Annotated in this window: 22 protein-coding genes; 18 read left to right on the forward strand and 4 right to left on the reverse strand. The window is 29.6% G+C overall.

Translation table 11 applies throughout. The features are described 5' to 3' along the window. The first annotated feature begins 137 nt into the window (after window positions 1-137). Window positions 138-755, forward strand: coding sequence for an NUDIX hydrolase N-terminal domain-containing protein (locus CHL78_RS11235; RefSeq protein ID WP_094368017.1), 618 nt, complete (start codon window positions 138-140; stop codon window positions 753-755). Window positions 756-897: 142 nt separating this feature from the next. Here the strand turns inward: CHL78_RS11235 and CHL78_RS11240 are convergent, their stop codons facing one another. After that, the gene (locus tag CHL78_RS11240; protein WP_094368018.1) at window positions 898-2,253 is read right to left on the reverse strand and encodes an MATE family efflux transporter; all 1,356 of its coding nucleotides are present in this window, start codon (window positions 2,251-2,253) and stop codon (window positions 898-900) included. Between the two features lie 83 nt (window positions 2,254-2,336). Between CHL78_RS11240 and CHL78_RS11245 the strand changes: the two genes are divergently transcribed. From CHL78_RS11245 to CHL78_RS11255, 3 genes are all read left to right on the forward strand, one after another. Continuing rightward, window positions 2,337-3,167: a MerR family transcriptional regulator gene (locus CHL78_RS11245; RefSeq protein ID WP_094368019.1), complete on the forward strand. Its 831-nt coding sequence runs from the start codon at window positions 2,337-2,339 to the stop codon at window positions 3,165-3,167. Window positions 3,168-3,323: 156 nt separating this feature from the next. After that, a complete protein-coding gene (locus CHL78_RS11250; RefSeq protein WP_094368020.1) occupies window positions 3,324-4,298 on the forward strand; it encodes a helix-turn-helix domain-containing protein in 975 nt (324 codons plus the stop codon). A 23-nt stretch (window positions 4,299-4,321) separates the two neighbouring features. Next, entirely contained in the window at window positions 4,322-5,251 is a 930-nt protein-coding gene (locus tag CHL78_RS11255; protein ID WP_094368021.1) for an aminoglycoside phosphotransferase family protein, read from the forward strand. On the opposite strand, the gene CHL78_RS21445 is transcribed toward CHL78_RS11255, so the two are convergent. Further along, window positions 5,244-5,390: a hypothetical protein gene (locus CHL78_RS21445; RefSeq protein WP_330408621.1), complete on the reverse strand. Its 147-nt coding sequence runs from the start codon at window positions 5,388-5,390 to the stop codon at window positions 5,244-5,246. The genes CHL78_RS11255 and CHL78_RS21445 overlap by 8 nt on opposite strands. A 113-nt stretch (window positions 5,391-5,503) precedes the next feature. Here CHL78_RS21445 and CHL78_RS11265 point away from each other — a divergent pair, with 113 nt between their 5' ends. The 3 genes from CHL78_RS11265 (at window position 5,504) to CHL78_RS11275 (ending at window position 8,541) form a co-directional block, all read left to right on the forward strand. Then, window positions 5,504-6,304: a MerR family transcriptional regulator gene (locus tag CHL78_RS11265; RefSeq protein WP_094368022.1), complete on the forward strand. Its 801-nt coding sequence runs from the start codon at window positions 5,504-5,506 to the stop codon at window positions 6,302-6,304. Window positions 6,305-6,307: 3 nt separating this feature from the next. After that, entirely contained in the window at window positions 6,308-6,934 is a 627-nt protein-coding gene (locus tag CHL78_RS11270; protein WP_094368023.1) for a GyrI-like domain-containing protein, read from the forward strand. A 233-nt stretch (window positions 6,935-7,167) separates the two neighbouring features. Further along, the gene (locus tag CHL78_RS11275; protein WP_094368024.1) at window positions 7,168-8,541 is read left to right on the forward strand and encodes an MATE family efflux transporter; all 1,374 of its coding nucleotides are present in this window, start codon (window positions 7,168-7,170) and stop codon (window positions 8,539-8,541) included. 83 nt (window positions 8,542-8,624) lie between these two features. Here the strand turns inward: CHL78_RS11275 and CHL78_RS11280 are convergent, their stop codons facing one another. Further along, on the reverse strand, window positions 8,625-9,857 hold the full coding sequence (locus CHL78_RS11280; protein ID WP_094368025.1) for an NAD(P)-dependent oxidoreductase: 1,233 nt from the start codon (window positions 9,855-9,857) through the stop codon (window positions 8,625-8,627). Window positions 9,858-10,050: 193 nt separating this feature from the next. On the opposite strand from CHL78_RS11280, the gene CHL78_RS11285 reads away from it, so the two are divergent. The 3 genes from CHL78_RS11285 to CHL78_RS11295 all read left to right on the forward strand — a co-directional run bounded on the left by CHL78_RS11285 (window position 10,051) and on the right by CHL78_RS11295 (window position 12,789). Then, window positions 10,051-11,064, forward strand: coding sequence for a hypothetical protein (locus CHL78_RS11285; RefSeq protein ID WP_094368026.1), 1,014 nt, complete (start codon window positions 10,051-10,053; stop codon window positions 11,062-11,064). A 112-nt stretch (window positions 11,065-11,176) separates the two neighbouring features. Next, window positions 11,177-12,325 carry a peptidylprolyl isomerase gene (locus tag CHL78_RS11290; RefSeq protein ID WP_094368027.1) on the forward strand — a complete coding sequence of 383 codons (1,149 nt, stop codon included), beginning with the start codon at window positions 11,177-11,179 and terminating at the stop codon, window positions 12,323-12,325. Between the two features lie 161 nt (window positions 12,326-12,486). Continuing rightward, window positions 12,487-12,789: a YjgN family protein gene (locus CHL78_RS11295; protein ID WP_094368028.1), complete on the forward strand. Its 303-nt coding sequence runs from the start codon at window positions 12,487-12,489 to the stop codon at window positions 12,787-12,789. Window positions 12,790-12,841: 52 nt separating this feature from the next. Here the strand turns inward: CHL78_RS11295 and CHL78_RS11300 are convergent, their stop codons facing one another. After that, window positions 12,842-14,401 (reverse strand): nitrite/sulfite reductase, encoded by a 1,560-nt coding sequence (locus CHL78_RS11300; RefSeq protein WP_094368029.1) that lies wholly within the window; start codon window positions 14,399-14,401, stop codon window positions 12,842-12,844. Between the two features lie 257 nt (window positions 14,402-14,658). On the opposite strand from CHL78_RS11300, the gene CHL78_RS11305 reads away from it, so the two are divergent. From CHL78_RS11305 to CHL78_RS11340, 8 genes are all read left to right on the forward strand, one after another. Next, complete coding sequence (locus CHL78_RS11305) at window positions 14,659-15,771, forward strand: M20/M25/M40 family metallo-hydrolase (RefSeq protein ID WP_094368030.1); 1,113 nt, start codon at window positions 14,659-14,661, stop codon at window positions 15,769-15,771. An 18-nt stretch (window positions 15,772-15,789) separates the two neighbouring features. Continuing rightward, window positions 15,790-17,331, forward strand: coding sequence for an AbgT family transporter (locus CHL78_RS11310; protein WP_094368031.1), 1,542 nt, complete (start codon window positions 15,790-15,792; stop codon window positions 17,329-17,331). An 80-nt stretch (window positions 17,332-17,411) separates the two neighbouring features. Continuing rightward, window positions 17,412-18,752 (forward strand): amidohydrolase, encoded by a 1,341-nt coding sequence (locus CHL78_RS11315; RefSeq protein WP_094368032.1) that lies wholly within the window; start codon window positions 17,412-17,414, stop codon window positions 18,750-18,752. A gap of 231 nt (window positions 18,753-18,983) precedes the next feature. Further along, entirely contained in the window at window positions 18,984-20,195 is a 1,212-nt protein-coding gene (locus CHL78_RS11320) for a sugar ABC transporter substrate-binding protein (RefSeq protein WP_094368033.1), read from the forward strand. Between the two features lie 131 nt (window positions 20,196-20,326). After that, complete coding sequence (locus CHL78_RS11325; protein WP_094368034.1) at window positions 20,327-21,316, forward strand: carbohydrate ABC transporter permease; 990 nt, start codon at window positions 20,327-20,329, stop codon at window positions 21,314-21,316. A gap of 1 nt (window position 21,317) precedes the next feature. Next, window positions 21,318-22,190 carry a sugar ABC transporter permease gene (locus CHL78_RS11330; protein ID WP_094368035.1) on the forward strand — a complete coding sequence of 291 codons (873 nt, stop codon included), beginning with the start codon at window positions 21,318-21,320 and terminating at the stop codon, window positions 22,188-22,190. Between the two features lie 87 nt (window positions 22,191-22,277). Continuing rightward, the gene (locus CHL78_RS11335) at window positions 22,278-23,297 is read left to right on the forward strand and encodes a LacI family DNA-binding transcriptional regulator (RefSeq protein WP_094368036.1); all 1,020 of its coding nucleotides are present in this window, start codon (window positions 22,278-22,280) and stop codon (window positions 23,295-23,297) included. Window positions 23,298-23,321: 24 nt separating this feature from the next. Beyond that, a complete protein-coding gene (locus tag CHL78_RS11340) occupies window positions 23,322-25,154 on the forward strand; it encodes a glycoside hydrolase family 13 protein (RefSeq protein WP_094368037.1) in 1,833 nt (610 codons plus the stop codon). Window positions 25,155-25,156: the final 2 nt, after the last annotated feature.

The raw sequence follows: 25,156 nt of genomic DNA on the forward strand, positions 1-25,156 counted from the left end.
AGATGTGTATAAGAGACAGTTATATAAGTGTTCAGTAAAACAATCTTAAAATATGCTGAGCTATACTTATATGATAATATATATAATATGACTAAATTTTATTAAATTATATTATTAATATAAATCGGGGGGAGCTTATGCATCAGAAGTGGTTAAAATGGGTGACAGAAATACAATCAATAGTACAAGCAGGATTGACTTATTCTAAAGATAAATATGATATAGAGAGATTTGAGCAGTTAAAGAACTTATCAGCTCAAATAATAAGTGAATACACTGAGGTTGAAATTGAAAAGGTAAAAGACCTGCTAAATAACGACTATGGATATCTTACACCAAAGGTAGATATTAGGGGAGCAGTTATAAAGAATCAAAAGATTTTACTAGTAAAGGAAAGTATAGATGGATGCTGGAGTATGCCTGGTGGATGGGCAGACATAAATCTGTCTGTATCAGAAAATATAATTAAAGAAGCTAAAGAAGAGGCTGGGGCAAATGTTATACCGAAAAAAATTATAGCTATTCAAGATAGAAACAGACATAATAAGCCAGTTAGTTTACAGAGTATTTATAAAATATTTGTATTATGTGATTTAGTAGATATTAAATTTGAATGTAATACAGAAACAGAAGAAAGTAAATTCTTTGATATAAATGGTTTACCAAAGCTTTCTATAGAAAGAAATACGAAGGAACAAATTGAAATGTGCTTTGACGCATTTAATAAAAAAAGTTTTGAAACAATATTTGACTAGATAGTATATTTCAAAATATAAAAGATTGGTTAACAGAAATACAGATCCCGGTAAATAGTAAATAAAGTAAATAAGCCGTATTGCTTAATTGCGATACGGCTTATTTTATTATTAATAAAATTATAAAATTTCTATAAAATAATTATGATAAAACCTCTTTTGAGAATAGATTGCTATACATATAAATATGTCTATACTTATAAACGCATATTATTGATATTAATAACGTAGCTACTTCAGCAAATGGAACCACAAGCCATACACCATCTACACCAAAGTAATTTGGTAAAATCACCATTCCTATTACGAAGAATATAAATGTTCTAAGTAGTGAAATTAAAGCTGACACCTTACCATTTGAAAAAGCTGTAAACATTCCAGCAGTAAATATATTAAATCCACATATTAAGAAGCTAAATGAGAATATATTAAATCCATTTAAAGATATATTATATAAATTTGAGCCCTCAGATACAAATATAGAGATTAAAGTATGAGAGGATAGTCTTGATATAATAAATGAACAAATAGCAAATATACCTATAAGTATATAGCTATATTTAACTAACCCTTGAACCTGTTTCTCATCATTACCTCCATAGTTGTAACTTATACGAGGGGACGTACCAGATGTAAATCCTAAATATGCAGAGTTCAATAACAGTTGTATATACAATATAATTGTTATTGAAGCAACACCATTTTCACCTAACATCTTTATCATAGCTAGGTTATATAAAATAGTTGTTACAGATGATGATAGTTGAGTTACCATTTCAGATGAACCATTACTACAGCTTTCTTTTATAACCTTAAAATCAAACTTTGGCTTGACAAAGTGTAGTGTATTGCTTTTTTTTAAGAAGTAAATAAGCCCTATTATTGAAGGAAGAGCATATCCTATACAAGTTGCAAGTGCAGCTCCAGCTATACCCATATTTAATAGAACTATAAATATATAATCTAAAACTACATTAACAATACCGCCTAAGATTGAACTAGCTAGACCTAATTTGGGCGCACCAGATGTTACTAAGAAATAATCAAAATATGTTTTCATGATTATAACAGGAGAACATAATAGCATAATAGATAAATATGAATAACTATATTCATATAGTACATCTGTAGATCCTAAAGCATAAATTATTTTCTCTATAAATAATATAGATACTATAGAAATAACAATACCTAGCAATATAGCGACTATTGTAATAAGCGTAAAGCTTTCTTTAGCTTCTTGACTTTTTATTTCTCCCATATATCTAGCTACTATAGCACTACCGCCAGTAGCTAACATTATACTAATTCCCAATATTAAATATATAACAGGATATACAATATTTATAGCAGAGAGTGCATTTGAACCTACAAATCTAGATACAAACATACCATCAATAATTGTGTAAAGTGAAGATAGTATCATCATTATTATTGTTGGTAATGTATACTTTATAAGTGAAAAAAATGTTATTTTCTTTCCTAAAGAGTTACTCATTAAAAAACCTCCTTGATAAATTTATTGACTTAACATATAATAAAGTATCCTGTTACAGGATAGTCAATAAGGAGAATAAAAAAATGAGTAAAAATAAAATAAAGTACTTTAGTTCTGGCGAGTTTGCTAGATTATGTGGTGTACATAAAAAGACACTTTTTCATTATGATGATATAGATCTTTTTAAGCCTGAGAAGGTTGAAGACAATGGATATAGATATTATTCTCAAGATCAACTAGAATCATTTAATGTAATACATATATTAAAAGAGGTTGGTATGCCTCTTAAACAAATTAAGGAAGTTATAGATAAGAGAAGTCCTAAAAATATGATAGATTTATTTGAAGAAGAGACAAATAAAATTGAAAATGAAATAAGGGATTTAAGAAGAAAACAGGAGCTGATGTACAAAAAGGTAGAACTTATTAAAGAAGGAATAAATAAAACTAAGGGAATTTTTATAGAAGAACAAGAGGAAGAGCATATTATTTTAAGTAATCCAACCAAGGATACTGATGAATATTATGATATAGAAACTTATACAAAGCACTTAGATTATTGTACTGAGAATAATATATTGATGAGTCAGCAACCTGGTTCTATAATAAGTAAAGAGAGTTTGAAAAATAAAGATTATACTAATTATAGCTATTTCTTTACTAAGATTGATAATGAGATAAATAACATTGATTATACGATAAAGCCCAAAGGATTATATGTTGTTGGATATATGAAAGGGTATTATGATAAAACCTATATATTGCACAAAAAAATAGTAGATTATATAGAGAAAAATAATTTATATATTAAGGGATGTTCCTATGAAGAAGTATTAATTGACGAGGTTGCAGTTATAGATAGAGATGAATATATAATTAAGATATGTATAGAAGTTGGAAAAATAAATAATTAGTATCAATAACAAAATAAAAACTATACCTCAACAAAATTGGTATAGTTTTTATTATATAAATATTATAATATTGCTATTTAGCAAGCATGGAACAGCAAATAAGAATATATTTTGATACATTATAATTATCCAATAAAATGAATGGGGGGAGATTAATTGAAATATGAAGATGCTATTTTTAGGAGTCTTGAATATATAGAAAAGAACATTAAAGAAGATTTGAATTTAGAACTTATAGCTAATGAAGTTGGATATTCAGAGTATCATTTTTCAAGAATATTTAAAGATCAAATGGGAATTTCTACTATGGAATATGTTAAAGAAAGAAGACTTATTTGTGCATCAAAAGAGATATTTCAAGGAAAAAAGATAATAGATGTATCAAATGAATATGGATATAAAACACACAGTGGATTTTCAAAGGCATTTAAGAAAAAGTTTGCTTTTACGCCAACAGATCATTTAGTATATGCAATTAATATGTTAAGATATCTAAACAATTATGAGGGAGGTAATTTAGAAATGATAGATAATAGCCAAAATGCTAATCCATTCTTAAAATCATCCATAGATTTTACTTTGCCAGAAGAGCTATATAGACAATTGCTTAGAAGTATTAAAAATACATTATCACAGAAAGACTTATGTATGATTGAAAAGGCATATAGTATAGCTTACAAAGCTCATGAAGGTCAGTATCGTAAGTCGGGGGAAAAATATATTACTCATCCATTATGTGTATCTATAATATTATCTGAGATAACTTCTGATCGAGATATTATAATTGCAGGACTTTTACATGATACAATAGAAGAGTGTACGTATTGTACAATAGAACAAATTGAAAAAGATTTTTCAAAAGAAATAGCTAACTTAGTATATGAAGTTACAAATCTTAGTAAAATAAATGAGGAAATGCTTAGTGAAAATGAGTACAATATAGATAGTAAAGCAATATTAATTAAATTAGCAGATAGACTTCATAATATGCGTACTATTAAGTATATGGAGCCAGAGCGATATAGAGAAAAGGCTAAGGAGACAATAGATATATTTTCACCAATAGCAACTAGACTAAAAATTTCAAAAATAAAAACTGAACTAGATGATTTAGCACTGAAGTATTTATAAATATACAAATATGGGGGTATAGAGTGGGTTTAGAATTTAGAGATATAAAGGATTATAGTCTATGGAGTAAAATAGAAAAAATTGATTATGGGTGGTCTTTTGACACTAAATATTATATAGAAAATAAGTATGGTGCAAAATACTTACTTAGAATCTCAGATATATGTGAGTTAGAAAATAAGAAAAAGGAATTTAGTATTATAAAGAAATTTAATCAACTTGATATAACAATGTCTAAAGCTATAGAAATTGGAGTTTGTAATAATAATAAAAATGTATATATACTACTAAGCTGGGTTGAAGGAGAGTCAATGAGGGAGATTATTTCGACTTTACCAAAAGACGAACAATATAAATTAGGTATTGAAGCTGGTAAAATTTTAAAACGTATACACTCTATTTCAGTTGAAGAAGAAGACATACCAACTGAAACAAAAATATCTAAAAAACTATTACAACTAGAAAGTTATGAAAACTCAGCTGTACGCATTCCAAATGACGAAATTGCAATTAATTATGTAAAAAATAAAATAAATAGGATATGTAAATTACCTGCTGTATATAAACATGGTGATTTTCATTTGGGGAATCTAATATATACCAATAATAAGCAAGTTGGAGTTATTGACTTTAATAGGTGGAGATGCGGAGATAGGTATGGAGAGTTCTACAAACTCCAATCTTTTAATGTAGAAGAAAGTATACCTTATTGTATTGGACAAATTCATGGATATTTTAACGGAGAGCCACCTAATGAATTTTGGGAAGTTCAAGCTGTATATGTGGCTCATGCTTCCCTATATTCAATAAAGTGGGCTGAGAAGTTTGGGAAAGAGGATGTAGATGGAATGACAAAGCGTTGCTTAGAAGCATTTTATGATTATGATGACTTTAAAAAAATTATACCAAGGTGGTATGAGGAAAATTCAAAGGACTACATGATAATCAAGTAATAGTTGATAAAAGTATATAAAATATAGATACGATAGATGTTAGCGTATCTATATTTTTTTCTATGAAGAAATCTAATACACCAGCAGTATAAATACCTCTCATACCGCCACCTTCTAATATTAATCCTATCTTTTCCATACAAAACCTTTCTAATTAATAAAATTTATATAGTATAATTGTATTAAATATTATATTTGACTTGACCCTCCTATATAGGGGATAGATTAAAGTATAAGATGTAGGAGGAATTAATGTACAAAATAGGTGAATTCTCAAAAATAACAAGCCTTAGCATAAAAACTTTAAGATATTACGATGATGAGAATATACTGAAGCCATCATATAGAAATCAAGATAATGGATATAGATACTACAACGAAGGTGATTTTGATAAAGCAAAATTAATAATTCTCTTAAAAAATCTAGAGTTTACTATATCTGAAATAAAAGATGTATTAAATTTATGTAAGAATGAAGAAGACTTAAATTATGTTTTTATAGAAAAGAAAACTATGATTGAAGAGAACATAAAAAGACAACAAGAGTTGTTAAAAAAATTTGATGATTATAATATTAAAAATTCAACTGAAAATAAAAAAATAGTTTATGAGATAGGAATAAAAGATAGCCCCAAAATTAAAGTTGCATCGATAAGATATAAAGGAAGATATAAGGAATGTGGAAGTTACCTAAGACTTATTTACAAAGTTGTGAAGGGAAATTATAATGGATATCCGTTTAGTATATATCATGATGAAGGATATAAAAAAGATGCAGATATAGAGGTAGGAGTTGTGATAAATAGGTTTATAAGTAGTACCAAAATATCTTGCAAAGAATTGCCATCTTCAAAACTTTTATCTACTACTCATTATGGAGAGTACAATAAGATTGGCAATGCGTATAAGGCAATTTTTGATTATGCAAATAAAAATAATATAAAGTGTGTTGTGCCATCGAGAGAAGTATATATTAAAGGCCCAGGTATGATATTTAAGGGAAATCCTAAAAAATACATTACAGAAGTTATGGTTTCTATAGAGGAGGATTAAAAAATGAAACACGAATGGAAGAAAAAAGAAAAACAATACTATATGCCAAAAGCTAAACCAGAGATAGTAAATATTGAGAAATTCAATTTTATAACAATAAAAGGAGAAGGAAATCCTAATGAACCAGCGTTTGCTGATAGAATAGGAGTACTATACTCATTAGCATATACAATTAAGATGATGCCTAGAAATGGTATCAACCCAGAAGGATATTATGATTATGTAGTGTATCCGCTAGAGGGAGTATGGGATTTAAAAGAAGAAGCTAGAAACAAAGAAGTATTAGATAAAGATAAGCTAGTTTACACTATAATGATTAGACAACCAGATTTTGTAACACCTGAATTATTTGAATTGGCTTTAGATATTGTTAAAAAGAAAAAGCCTAATGACTTATTAGATAGTTTAGAATTTACAAGTATATCAGAAGGAAAGTGTGTTCAAATGATGCATATAGGTTCATTTGATGAAGAAGCAAAAACATTTGAAGTAATGACTAAGTTTTGTGAAGACAATAACTTAGAAATTAAAAGTAAAGTACATAGAGAAATATATATTTCAGATTTTAGGAGGACTAAAACAGAAAATCTTAAAACAGTACTTAGATATATGGTGATGGACAATAATTAATAAATTAACTACAGTACCATAGAATTCTATGAATTAGATTGATTGTAAAAATAAAATATTTTCAATACTTGAACCAGAAGTAATAAAACCGTACACAAAATAAATGAGTACGGTTTTATTATTTGATTTATTATAAACATTTTTTGCAGATACTTAAAAAGAGTGAACAGATGTGATAAAGTAATTATGTAGGTTAATTTTAAATTAATAATTAAGAAAGGAGATAAATAAAAATGATGATAACACGTGACAAATCATTTTATAGGTTAATGTTTAGTATCGCACTTCCAATAGGAATCCAAAACCTTATAACATTTACAGTAAGTATGGCAGATACTATGATGCTTGGGACTTTAGGTGAAGTGCAACTATCAGCATCATCAATAGGAAATAATCTATTTTTTATAATGATGGTATTGATGTTTGGTCTTGGTGGCGGAGCAGGCGTTATGACGGCTCAATACTATGGTAAAAAAGATACAAATGCAATACATCAAATATTTGCAATAATGTATAAGGTATGTATTATGATATCTATTTTATTTGTAATTATAGCTATGTTGGTACCAAAAGAATTTATAAGTATATTCACAACAGATAAGCTTGTAATATCAGAGGGAGTTAAGTACCTTAGAATTGTTGCTATCGGATATGTTTTTTACTCACTTACAAACTGTACAATAAATGTGTTAAGATCTGTTCAGACAGTTAAAATATCAATGGTAGTATATAGTATATCACTAGTTGTAAATGTATTTTTCAACTGGGTGTTTATATTTGGGAACTTAGGAGCTGAGCCTATGGGAGTACAGGGTGCAGCAATAGCTACTGTAATTGCAAGGATAGTTGAGTTTATTGTTGTATTAGTATTCATGCTATTCTTTGAAAAGAAAGTAAAACTTAGACCAAAACATTTTCTTAATACTAATAAGCTAATGGTAAAGGATTTTATAACTAATTGTACACCAGTACTTTTTAATGAACTTTTATGGGGATTAGGTGCAACTATGAACTCCATAATAGTAGGAAGAATGGGTACAGAGGTAGTGGCTGCTAACAGTATAAATAATGTATGTAGTCAGTTTGTAACAGTATTTATATTTGGAGTAGGGAGTGCATCTTCTGTCGTAATTGGAAATACAATTGGTGAAGGCAAATATAGCAAAGCTAAAGAGTATGCAAAGACTATAAGTATCCTTAGTGTTGTTATGGGGTTAATTTCAGGAATAGTGGTATATTCTATAAGACCGATAATAGTAGATTTTTATAACATATCAGAATCTACAAAATTAATAGCCATGGATATTATGACTACAACCGCAATTATAGTAGTATTCCAATCAATTTCAGTAAATACTATGCTTGGTATATTAAGAGGTGGAGGAGATAATAAATTTGTTCTTATAAATGATATTATATACATGTGGTTAATTGCCATACCATTTGGATTTATAGGGGCATTTGTATGGAAACTACCTATTGTTTTATTATTTTTAATAATTAAAAGTGACGAAATACTAAAAGTAATTGCAAGCGTAATAAGAATTATAAGTGGAAAATGGGTAAATAATGTTACCAGAGATTTTGATAATACAGATATGATTTAGATAAATTATTCAATAAAGAAGCTATAAGACAGTACATAATTAACTGACTTATAGCTTTTGATATTCGAATTTATATTTTACATTTATACTTGTTGTAAATATTCATCCATAGAGTTAGCAACTATTTTAGCTGCAACTACAGCCTCAATAACGGTACTAGCACCATGAGCAACATCTCCACAGGCAAAAACTCCTTCACGAGTAGTTTTACCACTTTCATCTGTTGCAAGATGGCCACCATACTTAGTATCAAGCCCTTTATTATTTAAAACAATAGTGTTTCTAGGTATCTGGCTTACTGCGATTAAAACAGAGTCACACTCAAAAACATGTTCGCTGTTAGGAATAGTAACTAAAGAACTTCTACCATCTTCGAGTTCTACTTTTTCAGTACGAGCAAGTATTATTCCTTCGTCAACTATTTCTACTGGTGTTTCGTATGTTTTAAATAATACACCTTCTTCTTTAGCTTCATGAATTTCATGATGAGTAGCAGTCATATCTTCAAAGTCACGTCTATAAGCAATATAAACTTCTTCACAACCATAGTACTTAGCACTTCTAGCAGCGTCCATTGCAACGTTTCCTGCGCCTATTACTAACACTTTATTACCTAGGTAATAGTTTTGAGGGCTTCTTAAATAATCTATAGCATAGTTTACATGGCCCAAAGTTTCACCTTTTATGTTTAGTTTTTTAGGATTCCATACTCCAGTGCCTATGAAGATTGATTTATATCCATCTTCGAAAAGTTTGTCTAAAGTAATTACAGGACCAACCATTGAGTTTATTTTTATTTTCACTCCCATTGAAGTTAGGTGTTTTCCTAATAAGTCTATAAGTGCCCTAGGAAGCCTAAAATCTGGTATACCATAAGTTAATATACCACCAATTCTTTCATTTTTTTCAAAAATAGTAACATCATAGCCTTTTTTAGCAAGTTCAAATGCTACAGTTATACCAGCAGGTCCTGAACCTATTATTGCAACTTTTATACCGTTACTTTTAGGTCTTTCTAGATTCATACTTTCTAAGTATATCTTAGAAATTTCTTCCTCTATTGCATGGAAGTGAACAGGCTCGCCTTTTATTCCCTTAATACAATTCCCTCTACATTGATTTTCATGAGGGCATACTATTGCGCATATTGATGATAAAGGATTGTTCTCAAATAGTATTTTTCCAGCTTCCTCAATATTACCTTCTTTATAAAGTTTGATTATTTGAGGAATTGGAGTATCTATTGGACAATTCTTTTGACATCTAGCGTTTTTACAAAGTATGCAGTTGTTTGCTTCATTTAAAATATTAATCATGATACACCTCTTTGATGACAAATTAAGACATTTTTTATATTATACCAAAAATAATCATAGAAATACTTTTATTTTAATAAGTTATATTTATAACGATAACCTTTATTTACTAATACTGGATATTTTAGTAGAATAATAATATAACAATAATTTATATCATAATAATATTAACTAGCTTTAGGAGGAATTATAATTGTTTAAGAGGTTTTTTAAGCGAAAGAAAGATAAGGAATTAGAGAATAAAGTTGATGAAAATTTAACAAAAGAAAGTGATACTTTAGAAGTAGATTTTGACGAAGTAAGTTTAGTTAGGGAAGAAACAGTAGAAAATATAAAAGATGAAGATTGCATCTTTGAGAAAGTATCATTTACTAAAACTAATGAAGATATAGAAAATACTTCAACAAGCAATAATACAATAGTTTTAGAAGATTTAACTGAAGGAGTTTTAGATGTAGAAGAAATACTAGAGGATATACTGACTAATAAAGTTGAAGATGAAGAAATAGAAATTACTGAAGATATTGATACAACAGAAGAAACAGAAGAAGAAGCTTTATCAAATAATGCAATAGAAGAGGAATTATACATACTAGATATTAAAATAAAAAGAGGAAAAGGAATAAAGGTAAGAGACCTATATACTGAAGAGGAACAAATTTTTAAAACACATAAAGAGTGTAGCAAAAAGCTTAAATTACCATTAGGTTATATAAAAGAAAATTTAAAGTATGGTCATACAGATTACCTAGGAGAAGCTATAAACTTTTTAACTAAAGAACTACATACGAGTTTAGAAGATGGAGTAGAGTTTGACGAATTTGCTTATCTAGAAAGTAGTAAAACACCTATGGAACAATTTAGTATACTAAATGATAAGATTTTTAAAGCTAGAATAAGTGAAAGTAAAAGAGATTTAATACTATCAAGCATAAAAATCGAGCCAGTAAAGATGCACTATACTTTTGAATGCATTGATAATGAATATAATGATTATTTTGAAAAATATAAGTCTATAATCCTAAGAGGTGGGAAAAAGAAAATTGAGTTGGTTTCCAAGAATGGAGAGGCGATAGAAATTTTCAAATCTATTGATGAGTGTGCTAACTATTTAAATAAAGATAGAGAAGAAGTGGTGGATATGCTAAAATATGGTAATACAAAAGCGGGAAGATATGAAATAAGATATAGTCTAAGAAGTATTTAAATTCATAAAAAATTCACATGACTTTCATTTTTTATTCACACACATATACGCAGTTATAAGGTAGAATATAAAATATATATTATATGCAATTATAAATTTTAGGAGGAACATAATGTCAGAGGATAATAACTTAAGAGATGACAAAAAAGTAGAAGATCAGGAGCCTGCGGTAGAAATAGAACAAAAAGAGACTACAGAAGAAGTAACTCAAAGTGCAGAGCCTATGGATAAAGCAAATGACGATAATGTAGAAGCTAAAGAGACAAAGAAAAAAGGTATTAACAAAAATATAAAAACAGCTATAATAGCTGGTGTAGTTGGTGTATTATGCTTAGGTGGAGGATACATGTTAGGTAAGGATGCTGGAAGAGGACTTCCTGCAACGGCTAAAAATTACTCATCTAGCAAAGTATTAGCTACTGTTGGTGATGTTAAAATAACTGGAGAGCAAATGCAAAAGAAGATGGACCCACTATTTTATTCAAAGGGTAATACTGTTATGACAGAAGAAGAAATAGCAGCTTATGAATCAAGTTTTATAGATTATATGACTACTACTGAAGTATTATATAAAGCAGCTAGTGAGAACAAGGTAGAAGTTAAAGATGAAGATGTTGATAGTGAGTATAAAAATTTAATGAGCAGTATAACTTCTAAGTATCAAATGTCAGAAGAAGAGTTCTTAAAGCAATTTTCTTTAACACCTGACTATATAAAAGCGGAGCTAAAGAAAGAACTAGCAGCTGCTGAATATATTTCAAAAGAATCAGATGTAACTGATAAAGAAGCTCAAAACTACTATGATAAAAATAAAGATGAGTTCCTTCAAGTTAAGGCATCTCATATATTAATAAAAAATGTGGATGAAGAAGGTAATGCTTTAGATGATGAGCAAAAAGAAGCAAATAGAGTTAAGGCAGAGGAAATACTAGAAAAAGCTAAGTCTGGTGTTGATTTTGCAGAGCTAGCAAAAGAGTACTCAGAAGATGCTAGTGCTGAAGATGGAGGAAACTTAGATTTCTTTGGTAAAGGTCAGATGGTAGAAGCTTTTGAAAACGCTGCATTTGCATTAAAGTCTGGAGAGATAAGTGATAAACTTGTTGAAACTAACTATGGTTACCATATAATTAAAAAGACAGATGAAAAGACAGATGACTTTGATACTGTAAAAGAAGAGTTAAAAAGTACTTTATCTTATGAAAAACAAAGTAAAATATTAGATGATTTAACAGAAAAATATGGAGTAAAAGTAAATAAATAAAACAAAGGTTGTCTCAAATTTTGAGGCAACTTTTTTTATTTAGAGAATTTTCATATTAAAATATTTAAGGTTTACTTAAGATATATTTAATTTTTTATTAATGGACTAAAGAATAAATATATAATAGAATATAGAGATAAGTCATCTAGGAGGAAATCATAATGAAATCAAGATTTGAAGGAAGTTTATTAGGTCTTATAGGTGTTAATATATTAGCTGTACTAATATCATTTTTTACTTTTGGTCTAGCAGTTCCATGGGCTATGTGTATTAAATATAGATGGGAAATAGAAAACACAGCAATAGAAGGTAGAAGACTTAGATTCATAGGTACGGGTGGTAGTTTATTTCTACATTACATTAAATGGTGGATATTAACTATAGTCACTTTAGGTATATATGGATTTTGGTTATATATTAAATTACTACAATGGAAAACTGAAAACACTGTATTTGAAGATTAAAATAAGTAGAATTATAAAAAGGAACTTCACATTGAAGTTCCTTTTAATTTAATTATATTTTATATTTTGATACTATATCTGATAAAGTTGATTTATCTTCTTTTACCCAAGTATAAAATTCTTTATTACTATTTTTTACAGATTGACCAACTTCAAATAGCATTTTAGGTATATCAGAAGCTTTATAATCTCCGATAGATTCACCAAGCTTTGTTTCTCCTAGTTTACAGCAACCTTCCATAAATAGTTCAAATACATCTGTTGATATACCATCTATTTTTTTTAGTTTACCAGCTAACCCTATTGTACCTATTTGATGTACACCGCATGAGTTTGGACATCCTGAAATATGAACTTCTGGCATAACATTAATGATTTCCTTAGCTGTATCATTTTCTTTAAAGAAGTCTATTATTTCATGTAACATTTTTTGGCTATTTTGTATACCTACTTGACAGATTGGAACACCTATACAAGATACACTTCTTTCTAATAAAGAATATCCACTTATAGATTCACTTACTTCTAAAATTTTCTTAGCTTCATTGCCATCTAAATTTAGTATGAATATCCCTTCAGTCATAGCAAGCCTAATCATAGGATTTTTAACTTTATCTAATTCATAAAGTAAAGCTTTTAAATCTTTAAGCAATAGCTGTCCTCCTACTGGATGTATTTCTACTGCATAAAGACCATTTTGTTTTTGTGGTATAAGTCTAGGATTTTTTATATCTATTTCTACACCTTTTTTTGAATAATCTATTGGTTCTGGATTTAAATCTCTACCACCTTTAGCTTTTTCAGCTTTAGCAAGCTCTACAAGTTTTTTCTTAAACTCTTCTTCACCAAGAGTTTCTACCATATATCTTACCCGTGCTTTGTTTCTATTTTCATAGTTACCGTAAGTTTTAAACAACTCAACCATTCCATCTACATAGTAAAGGGCATCACTTGGATCTATAAGTTTATCGAGTTCTAATGCTTCTCTAGGATTTTTACCTAGTCCACCACCTGCAAATACTCTAAAATATTTTTTACCATCTTTAATAGTAGCAATAAATCCTAAATCTTGCACTGTACAATGTGAAGAATCAAAATCACAACTAGAGTAAGAAACCTTAAGTTTTCTTGGAAGATGATAAGATGTAATTTGGCTGATAAAATGCCAATCAGTAGCAACGGCATATGGAGCCACATCAAATGATTCATCCTTATCTATACCAGAAAGAGGAGATAAAGCTACATTTCTTGGGAAGTTACCTCCACCACCTCGAGTATATATATCTTTTTCTATACCTTCTTTCATAACATTACAAACTTGATCAACAGAAAGATCATGTAATTGTATAGCTTGCCTAGTTGTAAGATGTATTTTATCTAAATTACATTTATAAGCAAGGTGATAAATAGTATGTAGTTGCTTTTTTGATAATACTCCAGAAGATACTCTAAGTCTTAGCATAAATGATTTTTGATCTCTTTGCGCATAAGCACCGTATCCACCAGAGAATCCTTTGTATTCCATCTTAGAGATTTCTCCATTTTCAAATGCAAGGGATTTTTCTCTAAAGTTAGGGATTTCATCTAATAAAATTTGCTTGAAATTTTCCAAAATAATATCACTCCTGTTTGATTATTGTTCATCTAAAATATATTATTTACAATTATGTGCATTAAAATCCAATTTAATTTATATATAACATAATTAAATAATAATTAAAATTTTATATTACTATCAAATTTAAAATCAGAAAATATACTATTTTACAAAAATTCAACTAAATTTGTAAAAAAATAGAGGATTTTAGAATTTTATATTTAATATATTAAGTATTCATAAAAAAGAAGTAAGACTAGGGGGAAAATATAATGATTTCAAAAGAAAGATTACAGGATACTTTCATAAATATTGTGAAGGTGGATAGTCCGCCAAAGCATGAAATTGAAATGGCAAATTGGTTAGTTAAATATCTAGAGGCTAGAGGTATAGAATCAAAGATAGATAATGTTGATAGTAAGTTTGATGGTAATAGTGGAAATGTAATAGCTTATATTAAGGGGAGTTTAGATATAGAGCCAATATGCTTCCAAGCACATATGGATCAAGTAGTACCATGTATAGGGGTAAAGCCTGTTGTAGAAGGAAATATAATAAAAACGGATGGTACAACAACCTTAGGTGCAGATGATAAAGCAGGAATAGCTGCAATACTAGAGGCATTAGAACATATTAAAGAAGAAAATATCCCACACAGAGATATATATTTAATGTTTACAGTATGTGAAGAAGTTGGAATGTATGGATGTAAGCATTTTGATACAAATGATTTACCTATTAAAAATATAGTAATACTTGATGCAGAAGGAAAGCCAGGCACTATTGCATATAAAGCTCCTTCAAAAGAACATGTCGAAATAACTTTTAATGGAAGAAAAGCACATGCAGGAATTGAACCAGAAAAAGGTATAAACGCAGTAGTAGCGGCAAGCCATGCAATATCAAACATGCATGTAGGTAGATTAGATTCAGAGACAACTTCAAATATTGGAGGTATTAATGGTGGGGGGCCAACTAATATAGTAACAGATGAGGTTACTTTTAATGCAGAGATAAGGTCTCATTCAATGGAAAAGCTTCAAAATGAAATTAATCATATGAAAAGATGTTGTGATGAAGCTGCTAGTAAGTTTAATACAACATATGAAATCAATCATAATAATTCTTATCCATCATTTGAATTATCAAAAGAAAGTTACATATATAGACTAAGTGAAAAATGTATAAAGAATGCGGGTATAGAGCCTAATCCTATGGTTATAGGCGGAGGAAGTGATGCAAATATACTTGCTCAAAAAGGATATGATTGTGCAATTATAATTCTAGGAATGTACAAACCTCATGCATTAGAAGAGTATTTAAATATAGACGAGCTTTATTTAACAACTAAAGCTGTCGCTAACATGATGACACTAGACGTTTAGAAGGGGGAATATATCAATATGAGCACTAAGGCAGTGAAAAAAGAAAGTCTCTTTAATAGAGCGTTAAATGTTGTAGAGGTAGTAGGTAACAGATTACCTGATCCAGTTACAATATTTTTAGCATTATGTGTATTAGTAATTATAGCATCATATATTATAGGTTCCAAAGGAGTATCAGTAGTGCATCCTGGAACTGGAGAGACTATACAAGTGGTTAACTTACTTACTAAGGAACAATTACAGATATTGTTAGGAAGTATAGTTAGTAACTTCCAAGGTTTTGCTCCACTAGGGTTAGTACTTGTAACAATGATCGGTGCAGGAGTATGTGATAAATCAGGATTAATGACTGCAACAATAAAAGCATCTACAAGTAAAATACCTAAATCAAAAGTTACGATAGTTGTAATGACTATAGGTATGCTTGCTAATATTGCATCAGATGCAGGAACAATATTGTTTCCACCATTAGCAGCATTGGTCTACTTAGGAGTAGGTAGACATCCTCTTATTGGTTTATTCTCAGGTTATGCAGCAGTATGTTTAGGATTTGCTGCAAATATAATGATAAGTGTAAATGATATACTAGCTGCTAGTTTTACAGTGCCAGCAGCGCAAATGATAGATCCGAGTTTTGAAGCAAATGCAACTATGAACTTAATATTTATGATAGTATCTACATTTATTTTAATAGGTCTTGCAACAATAATAACTGAAAAAGTTATAGCTCCTAGATTTGGAAAATATGAAGGAGATGCAAAATTAGATGTAGATGGAAGTCTTTCAGATGCAGAGAAAAAAGGATTAAAACAAGCTGGAATAAGTGTTTTAATATATATAGCGGTAATAGTTATGCTTAGTATAGTAGGAGAATCTCCTTTCTTGGCTGATCCTGAAACTGGAGACTTACTATCAAATAAAGCTCCTTTAATGAAAGGTATGGTACCAATAATTGCTCTTGCTTTTTTCATACCAGGATTAGTTTTTGGTAGAGCTACAGGAAAGATAAAGAAAGATAAGGATGTAGTCAAACTTATGTCTGGTGCAATGAGTGATATGGGAGGATATATAATTCTTGCATTTGCAGCATCACAGTTTTTACAGTTATTTACCAACAGTAATTTGGGATTAATTATAGCTGTAAAAGGAGGAGACTTCTTGAAGACTGCAGGTATACAAGGTCCATTATTACTAATTGGATTTATATTACTTGCTTGTTGTATAAACTTATTTATAGGAAGTGCTTCAGCAAAATGGGCGATACTTGCTCCGATATTTGTGCCAATGTTTATGTTAGTAGGATACAATCCGGCCTTAACACAAATGGCATATCGTATAGGAGATTGTATAACAAATCCTTTAAGTCCATTATTCCCATACTTCCCAATAATATTGGCATTTACTAGAAAGTATGACGAAGAAGCTGGAATGGGTACAGTAATAGCAAATATGATACCTTTCTCATTAGCATTCTTAGTTGTATGGACTTTATTATTAATTGTATTTATGGTATTCAATATTCCTCTAGGACCTGGAATATTACCTTCATACACAATATAAAAACTATAAAGGCGATAGCGTAAAGCTTGAGCCTTTTATTTTTAGATATATTTAATACATACAATAAGGGGAAAATAATTATGGATAAAAATCAAATTAAAAAGTTATGTTTAGAAGAAATTGAAAAAAATAAAGAGTTGATAATAAATGCAGGTAAAAAGATTTATGAAAATCCTGAATTAGGATATAAGGAAGTCAAATCTACGAAAATAGTAGCAGATTTCTTTAAAGATATGGGACTAGATGTAGAAGATAATATTGCTGTTACTGGGTGTAAGGTCTCTGTTAATAAAGATATTACAGGACCTAAGATTGCAGTTATGGGAGAGCTAGATTCTATAGTTTGTCATGAACATAAAGATAGTAATGAAATCGGGAATATACATGGATGTGGGCATAATATTCAAGTAGCTGGTATGCTTGGAACTGCACTTGGATTAATAAAGTCAAATGCATTAAAATGGCTATCTGGTAAAGTAGATTTTATTGCAGTACCAGCAGAAGAGTGCATTGACCTAGAGTATAGGCAAGGGTTAAAAGAAAAAGGAGAAATAAAATTCTTTGGTGGAAAGCAAGAGCTATTATATAGGGGTTTATTGGACGATGTAGATATGGCTATGATGTTTCACACAATAAATTTAGATAATGATAAAAAATGTATAGTAAAATCATATACAAATGGCTTTATATCAAAGAGGATTACATTTAAAGGAGTATCATCTCATGCAGGTGCAGCACCACATGAAGGAATAAATGCATTAAATGCAGCTACCTTAGCTATAAATAACATTAATGCACAGAGGGAGACTTTCAAGGATGAAGATAAGGTAAGAGTGAGTGCTATAATAACTCATGGTGGAGACATAGTCAATGTTGTACCTTCTAATGTAAAAATGGAAGCTATGGTAAGAGCAGCCACAGTTGAAGCTATGATTGATGCTAATAAAAAAGTAAATAGAGCTTTGCAATGCGGAGCAATGGCAGTAGGAGCAGATGTAATCATAGAAGATTGTATAGGATACTTACCAATGGACTCAGATAAAAATATGGACAGTATATTTAGAAATAACATACTTGAGCTTATTGATGGAGAAGAAGATAATATTATTGATGTTGTAAGAGAAGCTGGATCAACAGACTTTGGAGACTTATCTCAAATAATCCCTTGTTTACATCCTTGGATAGGTGGAGTTTCTGGAAGTCTACATACGAAGGATTATAGTATAAGTAATGATGAAATAGCATATCTATTACCAGCAAAAGCTATTGCTATTACTGTAATAGATTTATTATTTGATAATGCAAAACTTGCAGGTAAAGTAATAAGTGACTTTGAGCCAAATCTTACTAAAGATGATTATTTAAAGTTTATGGATGAAAATACAAAAACTTACAAGTATGATTTTACTGATATGATATAATTATTAAGCTAAATATTAGTGGTATAAAAGTAAATATATATCAAATAAGATAAACTAACACTTAAGGTGAACTCTGGTAATCAGAGTTCATTTTTTATTTTTTAATAAAAATAAAATAAAAAACTTGCAAACGTATCCAAAGGGATATATAATTTAAATTGGAAACGATTCCGATAACGATTCCAAAAAAATATTAACAAATATTATCAATTAAAAAGGGGAGTTTAAAAAATGATCAAGTTAAGAAAAACAATAGCCATGATAATGGCTACTTCAATGCTAGCAGTATCTCTAGTTGGATGTAGTTCTTCAAAATCTGAATCATCTAATGAAAAAGAATTAACAGTTTGGTCTCATTTAACGCCAGCAGAAGTTAAGAAAGTAAATGAAGTGGCGCAAAAATGGGGAGAAGAAAACGGAGTAAAAGTAAAGGTACTTGAAGATAAAGGAGATATGCAAGCATACATACAAGCAGCTAATAGTTCTAAGGGACCTGATATAATGTTTGGTTTACCTCACGATAACTTAGGTACATTTGAAAAGGCTAGATTACTTGCAGAAGTACCAGAGGGAGTATTAAATGAAGATGATTATGCATCAAAACAATTAGTAGATGCAGTAACTTTAAATGGAAAGCAATATGGAGTTCCAATAGCACAAGAGACAACTACATTATTTTATAATAAAGATTTAGTTAAAGAAGTACCTGAAACTATGGAAGAAGTAGTTAAGATAGGTAAAGAAAAAGGATTTATATTTGACGTTGCAAACTTCTATCCATCATACGGATTTATAGCTGCTAATGGTGGATATGTATATAAAAATAACGATGGAACTTTAGATAGTACAGATATTGGTTTAGGAAATGAAGGTGCTATAAAAGGTTATCAGTTCCTACAAGATTTAGTAGTTAAAGATAAATTAATATCTGTTGATATGACTGGAGATATAGCTAGTGGTGAATTTATGGCAGGTAATGCTGCATTTTATATATCTGGTCCATGGGATGTAAAATCATTTGAAGATGCAGGTGTTAATTTTGGAGTAGCTCCACTTCCAACTTTGAATGGAAATACTATTAAATCATTTATGGGTGTACAAACTGCATTTGTAAGTGCAAATAGTAAAAAACAAGATTTAGCTTGGGAATTAACTAAATATTTATCTGAAAATACTAGTGATATATTACTTAACGAAGGAAATAGAATACCAGTTTTAAAATCTGTTGTTGATAGTGAAGAATTTGCTAAAAACGAATACATGTTACAATTTGCTAAGCAAGCAGAAGTAGCAGAACCAATGCCTAATATACCAGAAGTTCAAGCTATGTGGGGACCTGCAGGAGAGAATATAAGATTAATGATGACTAATCAATTATCTCCAAAAGAATGCGCTGAACTAACAGTTAAGCAAATAGAAGAAGGAATATCACAACAAAAATAAACTCTAATTCTATTTGATAAGGTTTATATGATATAAACAATATTTTATAAACCTTATTATCTAAAATAAATTAAAAATAGCTAATGACTTAATAAAAATATAAATAAAAAGTTTCGTGAAGGGAGATATTTATGCAAGCTACTGAAGGAAGTAAAAATAAACACAAGCAAAGACCCTTAAATAAGCCTAAATCAAAAAGTAGAGTAGGTATTAAAGATACTTTAAAATCTGCACCTTATTTACTACCATCTATGATTTCTATTTTAATATTTACTGTATTTCCAATACTTTACACAATATATATATCTTTTACAAACTACACAATGTATACTCCATCAGAAGAAGTTACATTTGTTGGATTAGCTAACTTTGTAGAAGTATTAACAGGGCCATTTAGTAAAGTATTTTTCCCGGTATTTGCGTGGACGTTAATATTTGCAATACTAGGAACTCTAGGAAATTTCTTTGTAGGTCTATTTACTGCAATAATATTAAATAATAAAAATATAAAAGAAAGAGGAATTTATAAGGCAATATTAGTTCTACCTTGGGCATTACCAGCAACTATAGCAATCCTTTCATGGCAAGGTCTTTTAAATGGTAGCTATGGAGCAATAAATAATGCACTTTTAAACTTACATATTATAGCAGAGCCGATACAATGGTTAACAAACCCTATGTGGGCTAGAGTAGCAATATTAATGGTAACAATATGGTTAGGATTCCCTTATATGATGAATGTTTGCTCAGGTGCACTAGCTGCAATTCCAAAGAGTTACTATGAGGCAGCAGAAGTTGATGGAGCAAGTAAATTTACGCAGTTTACAAAAATAACTATACCATCTATTGCTCAAACTGCTTATCCATTAGTTATTTCTTCATTTGCATTTAATTTTAATAACTTCGGGGCAGCATTTTTAATTACTCAGGGTGGACCTGCAAGAGTTGCAACTCAATTTGCTGGATACACAGATATACTAGCTTCTGTTAACTATAAACTATCAACTCAATTTGGTAGATATGAGATAGCTTCAGCAATAAGTATAATGATATTCATACTAATAGCAAGTATATCTTATTATCAAATGAAAAAATCAGGTCAATTTGAGGAGGTAGAATAATATGACTCAATTACAAATAGCTAAAAAACAAGTATATAAAAAGAAATTAACAAGATCAGAGAGAAGAATAGCTTTTCTTTCAAGAATTATTCTTTGGATAATGATAGCGATAGTATTGTTCCCTATAATAGCAGTGGTGTCAGCTTCTATGGCAGATGGTCAATCATTTACACAAGCTAGCTTATTCCCTGAGACTTGGACACTTAAAAATTATGCGGCAGTTTTAACCGAAACAGATTTCTTACTATGGGTTAAGAACACTTTAATAATATCTTTAGTAGTAGCTACAATACAATTAATTTTAACAATACCTTCGGCATTTGCTTTTTCAAGACTTAAGTTTTGGGGGAGAAAAAAAGGTCTTATGATGTTACTTTTACTTCAAATGTTCCCTGCGGCTATGGCTCTACCAGCTATACTTGGTATTGCTTATAAAATAGGTGCAATGGATAATATATGGGCACTTGTTATTATACAATGTGGTGGAAGTGCTTATAACATATGGCTTATGAAAGGGTTTATAGATGGCATTCCAAAGGAGCTTACAGAAGCTGCTTATATGGATGGTGCAACTACACTTCAAACATTTGTAACTGTTATATTACCACTTACAAAAAATATGTTAATAGTAATATTCTTATTCTCATTTATAGGTTCTTATGGAGAATTCGTATTTGCATCAGCACTTTTAAAAGATCCATCAAGTCAAACTATAGCAACAGGACTTCAAGGATTTATCACAGGTAACTTCTCAGCAAACTGGACACAATATTCAGCAGCAGCTATTATGGCATGTATACCAATAGTATGTCTATTTGGAGTTTCTCAAAAGTATATAGCAGATGGTTTAGTATCAGGATCAGTAAAAGGATAATTTATAAGAAAAAATAATATAAATATAAATATCCTGTTGTATACTATATTTATATGAACAAAAGATTCTAAAGAGGAGTTAGTGAGTATGAATATAAAGGATATTGCAAAATTAGCAGGGGTAGGGGTTAGTACTGTATCTAGAGTGCTTAATAATCACCCAGATGTAAAGGCATCTACAAGAGAAAAGGTATTAAAGATTGTAGAAGAAAGTAACTACATTCCAAATAGCAGTGCAAGAATATTAAAGCAAAATAACACTAAAAATATTGGAATATTAGTAAAAGGTATGTTCAACCCTTTTTTTTCGGAAATGGTAAATACTATAGGATGTAAAATAAATGAATCAGGGTATACAATGATTCTTAAACAAAGTTATATTGAAGATTATAAAGATATTGATGTTCTTAAAGCTTTTATTAATGATAAGAGGCTACAAGGAGTTATATGTCTAGGAGGAAACTTTATAGATATTAATGAGCAGTATATTAAGGATATTGAAGTACCAATAGTTTTAACATCTGTAAATAATTATAACGAAGAGTTTACAGATGGATATTCATGCATATCTATAGATAACAGAAAAGCTGCATATGAAGCGACCGAGTTTCTATTAAAAAATGGTCATGAAAATATAGCCTTAATGGTTGCAGATAGTTATAGCAAGGAAGGTCTAAATGAAAGAAGATTAGACGGTTTTAAGCAAGCCTTAAAAAAATACAATATAGAGTTTGATGAATGTAATTTATTAGAAGGTCATTACAGAAGCGATATTTCTTATACGAAAACCAAAGAGTTATTACAAAGATATGAAAATATTACAGCCATATTTGCTACATCAGATATTATGGCAATAGGATGTGCAAAAGCTATAGTTGATAGTGGTAAAGAAATAGGAAAAAATATTTGTCTAATAGGGTTTGATGGTATGGATATTAGCGAATTTTATAATCCTCCAATAAGTACTATAAAGCAGCCCAAAGAACTAATGTCAAACAGTAGTATTGAACTGCTACTTGATTTAATGAATAACAAAAGTGAACACAAACATATAGTATTGGATACAGAGCTTATTGTAAGAGAGTCTTGTAAGATAAGAATTAAGTAATAAAAATCATAAGGGGGAATAAGTATGGGAATAACAAAAGAAGCTATACTGCATACACCAAATAGTAATTATTCATATGGATATGATAAGGACACTTTAAATATACGTATAAGAAGTAAAAAGGGAGAAGTTAATAAGGTTATATTAAAAATAGGAGACCCTTATGATTGGCAAGAAGGTGGTGCAGGTGGCGGAAATTTAAATGCATCTGGTAGCAATTGGACTGGATCAAGAAATATATCAATGAAAAAAGAGGCGGAAACAGCATATTTTGATTACTGGTTTGCTAAATGCAAGCCAGAATACAAACGTGCTAGATATGCTTTTATACTAGAAGATGATGAAGAAAAGTTATTGTACGGAGAAAAAGATATAGTAGGCTTAGGAAATAAAGATGATGAAAAACATTTAACTAATATGGGAAACTTCTTCTGTTTTCCATATTTGAACAATATCGATGTGGCAACAGTACCAGCTTGGGTTAAGGATACAGTATGGTATCAGATATTTCCAGATAGATTTGCAAATGGTGATTCTAGCATAAACCCAGAGAACACTGAGCCTTGGGGAACTGAACCTACATGGAAGAACTTTATGGGAGGAGATTTACAAGGTGTAATCGACAATTTAGATTACTTAGTAGAATTAGGAATAAACGGAATTTATTTTTGTCCTATTACAGAAGGTAGCTCAAACCATAGGTATGATACTGTAGATTATATGAAAATCGATGAATATTTAGGTGATGAGGATACACTAAAAAGATTAATAGATGAAGCACACAAAAGAAATATAAAAATAATGCTAGATGCTGTATTTAATCATATTGGATATCACTCAAAAGAGTGGCAAGATGTAATAGAAAATGGAGATAGTTCAAAGTATATAGATTGGTTTTATATAAGTGATATTAATGATGTAAAAATCCCAGTAGATAAGATAAATAAAGATAATTTGACTTACGAAACTTTTGCTTTTTCACCATACATGCCCAAACTAAATACAGAAAATTCTGAAGTTATTAGTCATCTAATAGAAGTAGGTAAGTATTGGATAGAGAAGTTTGATATAGATGCTTGGAGATTAGATGTATCAAATGAAGTAGATAGAGTATTTTGGAGAAAATTTAGACAAGAAGTTAAATCTATAAAGCCAGATGTATATATATTAGGTGAAATTTGGCATAACTCTTTACAATGGTTAATGGGAGATCAATTTGATGCTGTAATGAATTATCCACTAACTGATGCAATTAATGATTTCTTCTGTACTAATAAAATAAGTGCTAGTAAATTTAAATATATGATAAATGATGTATTAGTAAGTTATCCTAAGCAAATCAATGAAGTTGCTTTTAACTTATTAGGAAGCCATGATACTAGTAGAGTACTATCTATAGCACAAGGCAATAAAGACAAGGTTAAGTTGGCATTTTTATTTATGCTAACTCAAGGTGGAAGTCCATGTATTTACTATGGAGATGAAATTGGTATGGATGGATTACATGCAGAAGGTTTAGAGCTACATAGAAGATGTATGGTATGGGAAGAAGAAAAGCAAGATAAAGAAATGTTTAAATTTGTACAAAAGCTCGTAAGATTACGTAAAGAAAATGAAGAATTTAGATCAGTTGAGAATGAATGGATAGAAGCTGATGATAAGAGTAGCACTATTATAATAAAAAAAGAAGATATAGCAATAATTATTAATAATAGTGATAAAGAAACAATAATAGATCTACCTAAGTTTTTACAAAATAAAACTGTAACTGATTTATACAAAGAAATAGATATAAATCTTAGTAAGGAAATTAAAGTAAAACCTTATGGTTACCTTTTACTTAAAGTAAATCAATAAGG

This window comes from Romboutsia weinsteinii, assembly GCF_002250835.2.
GTDB lineage: Bacteria > Bacillota > Clostridia > Peptostreptococcales > Peptostreptococcaceae > Romboutsia_A > Romboutsia_A weinsteinii.

Coding starts and splice junctions, on each gene's coding strand:
- CHL78_RS11235 (WP_094368017.1), top strand. CDS start 138: ATGCATCAGAAGTGGTTAAAATGGGTGACAGAAATACAATCAATAGTA.
- CHL78_RS11240 (WP_094368018.1), bottom strand. CDS start 2,253: ATGAGTAACTCTTTAGGAAAGAAAATAACATTTTTTTCACTTATAAAG.
- CHL78_RS11245 (WP_094368019.1), top strand. CDS start 2,337: ATGAGTAAAAATAAAATAAAGTACTTTAGTTCTGGCGAGTTTGCTAGA.
- CHL78_RS21445 (WP_330408621.1), bottom strand. CDS start 5,390: ATGGAAAAGATAGGATTAATATTAGAAGGTGGCGGTATGAGAGGTATT.
- CHL78_RS11265 (WP_094368022.1), top strand. CDS start 5,504: ATGTACAAAATAGGTGAATTCTCAAAAATAACAAGCCTTAGCATAAAA.
- CHL78_RS11270 (WP_094368023.1), top strand. CDS start 6,308: ATGAAACACGAATGGAAGAAAAAAGAAAAACAATACTATATGCCAAAA.
- CHL78_RS11275 (WP_094368024.1), top strand. CDS start 7,168: ATGATGATAACACGTGACAAATCATTTTATAGGTTAATGTTTAGTATC.
- CHL78_RS11280 (WP_094368025.1), bottom strand. CDS start 9,857: ATGATTAATATTTTAAATGAAGCAAACAACTGCATACTTTGTAAAAAC.
- CHL78_RS11290 (WP_094368027.1), top strand. CDS start 11,177: ATGTCAGAGGATAATAACTTAAGAGATGACAAAAAAGTAGAAGATCAG.
- CHL78_RS11295 (WP_094368028.1), top strand. CDS start 12,487: ATGAAATCAAGATTTGAAGGAAGTTTATTAGGTCTTATAGGTGTTAAT.
- CHL78_RS11305 (WP_094368030.1), top strand. CDS start 14,659: ATGATTTCAAAAGAAAGATTACAGGATACTTTCATAAATATTGTGAAG.
- CHL78_RS11310 (WP_094368031.1), top strand. CDS start 15,790: ATGAGCACTAAGGCAGTGAAAAAAGAAAGTCTCTTTAATAGAGCGTTA.
- CHL78_RS11315 (WP_094368032.1), top strand. CDS start 17,412: ATGGATAAAAATCAAATTAAAAAGTTATGTTTAGAAGAAATTGAAAAA.
- CHL78_RS11320 (WP_094368033.1), top strand. CDS start 18,984: ATGATCAAGTTAAGAAAAACAATAGCCATGATAATGGCTACTTCAATG.
- CHL78_RS11325 (WP_094368034.1), top strand. CDS start 20,327: ATGCAAGCTACTGAAGGAAGTAAAAATAAACACAAGCAAAGACCCTTA.
- CHL78_RS11330 (WP_094368035.1), top strand. CDS start 21,318: ATGACTCAATTACAAATAGCTAAAAAACAAGTATATAAAAAGAAATTA.
- CHL78_RS11335 (WP_094368036.1), top strand. CDS start 22,278: ATGAATATAAAGGATATTGCAAAATTAGCAGGGGTAGGGGTTAGTACT.
- CHL78_RS11340 (WP_094368037.1), top strand. CDS start 23,322: ATGGGAATAACAAAAGAAGCTATACTGCATACACCAAATAGTAATTAT.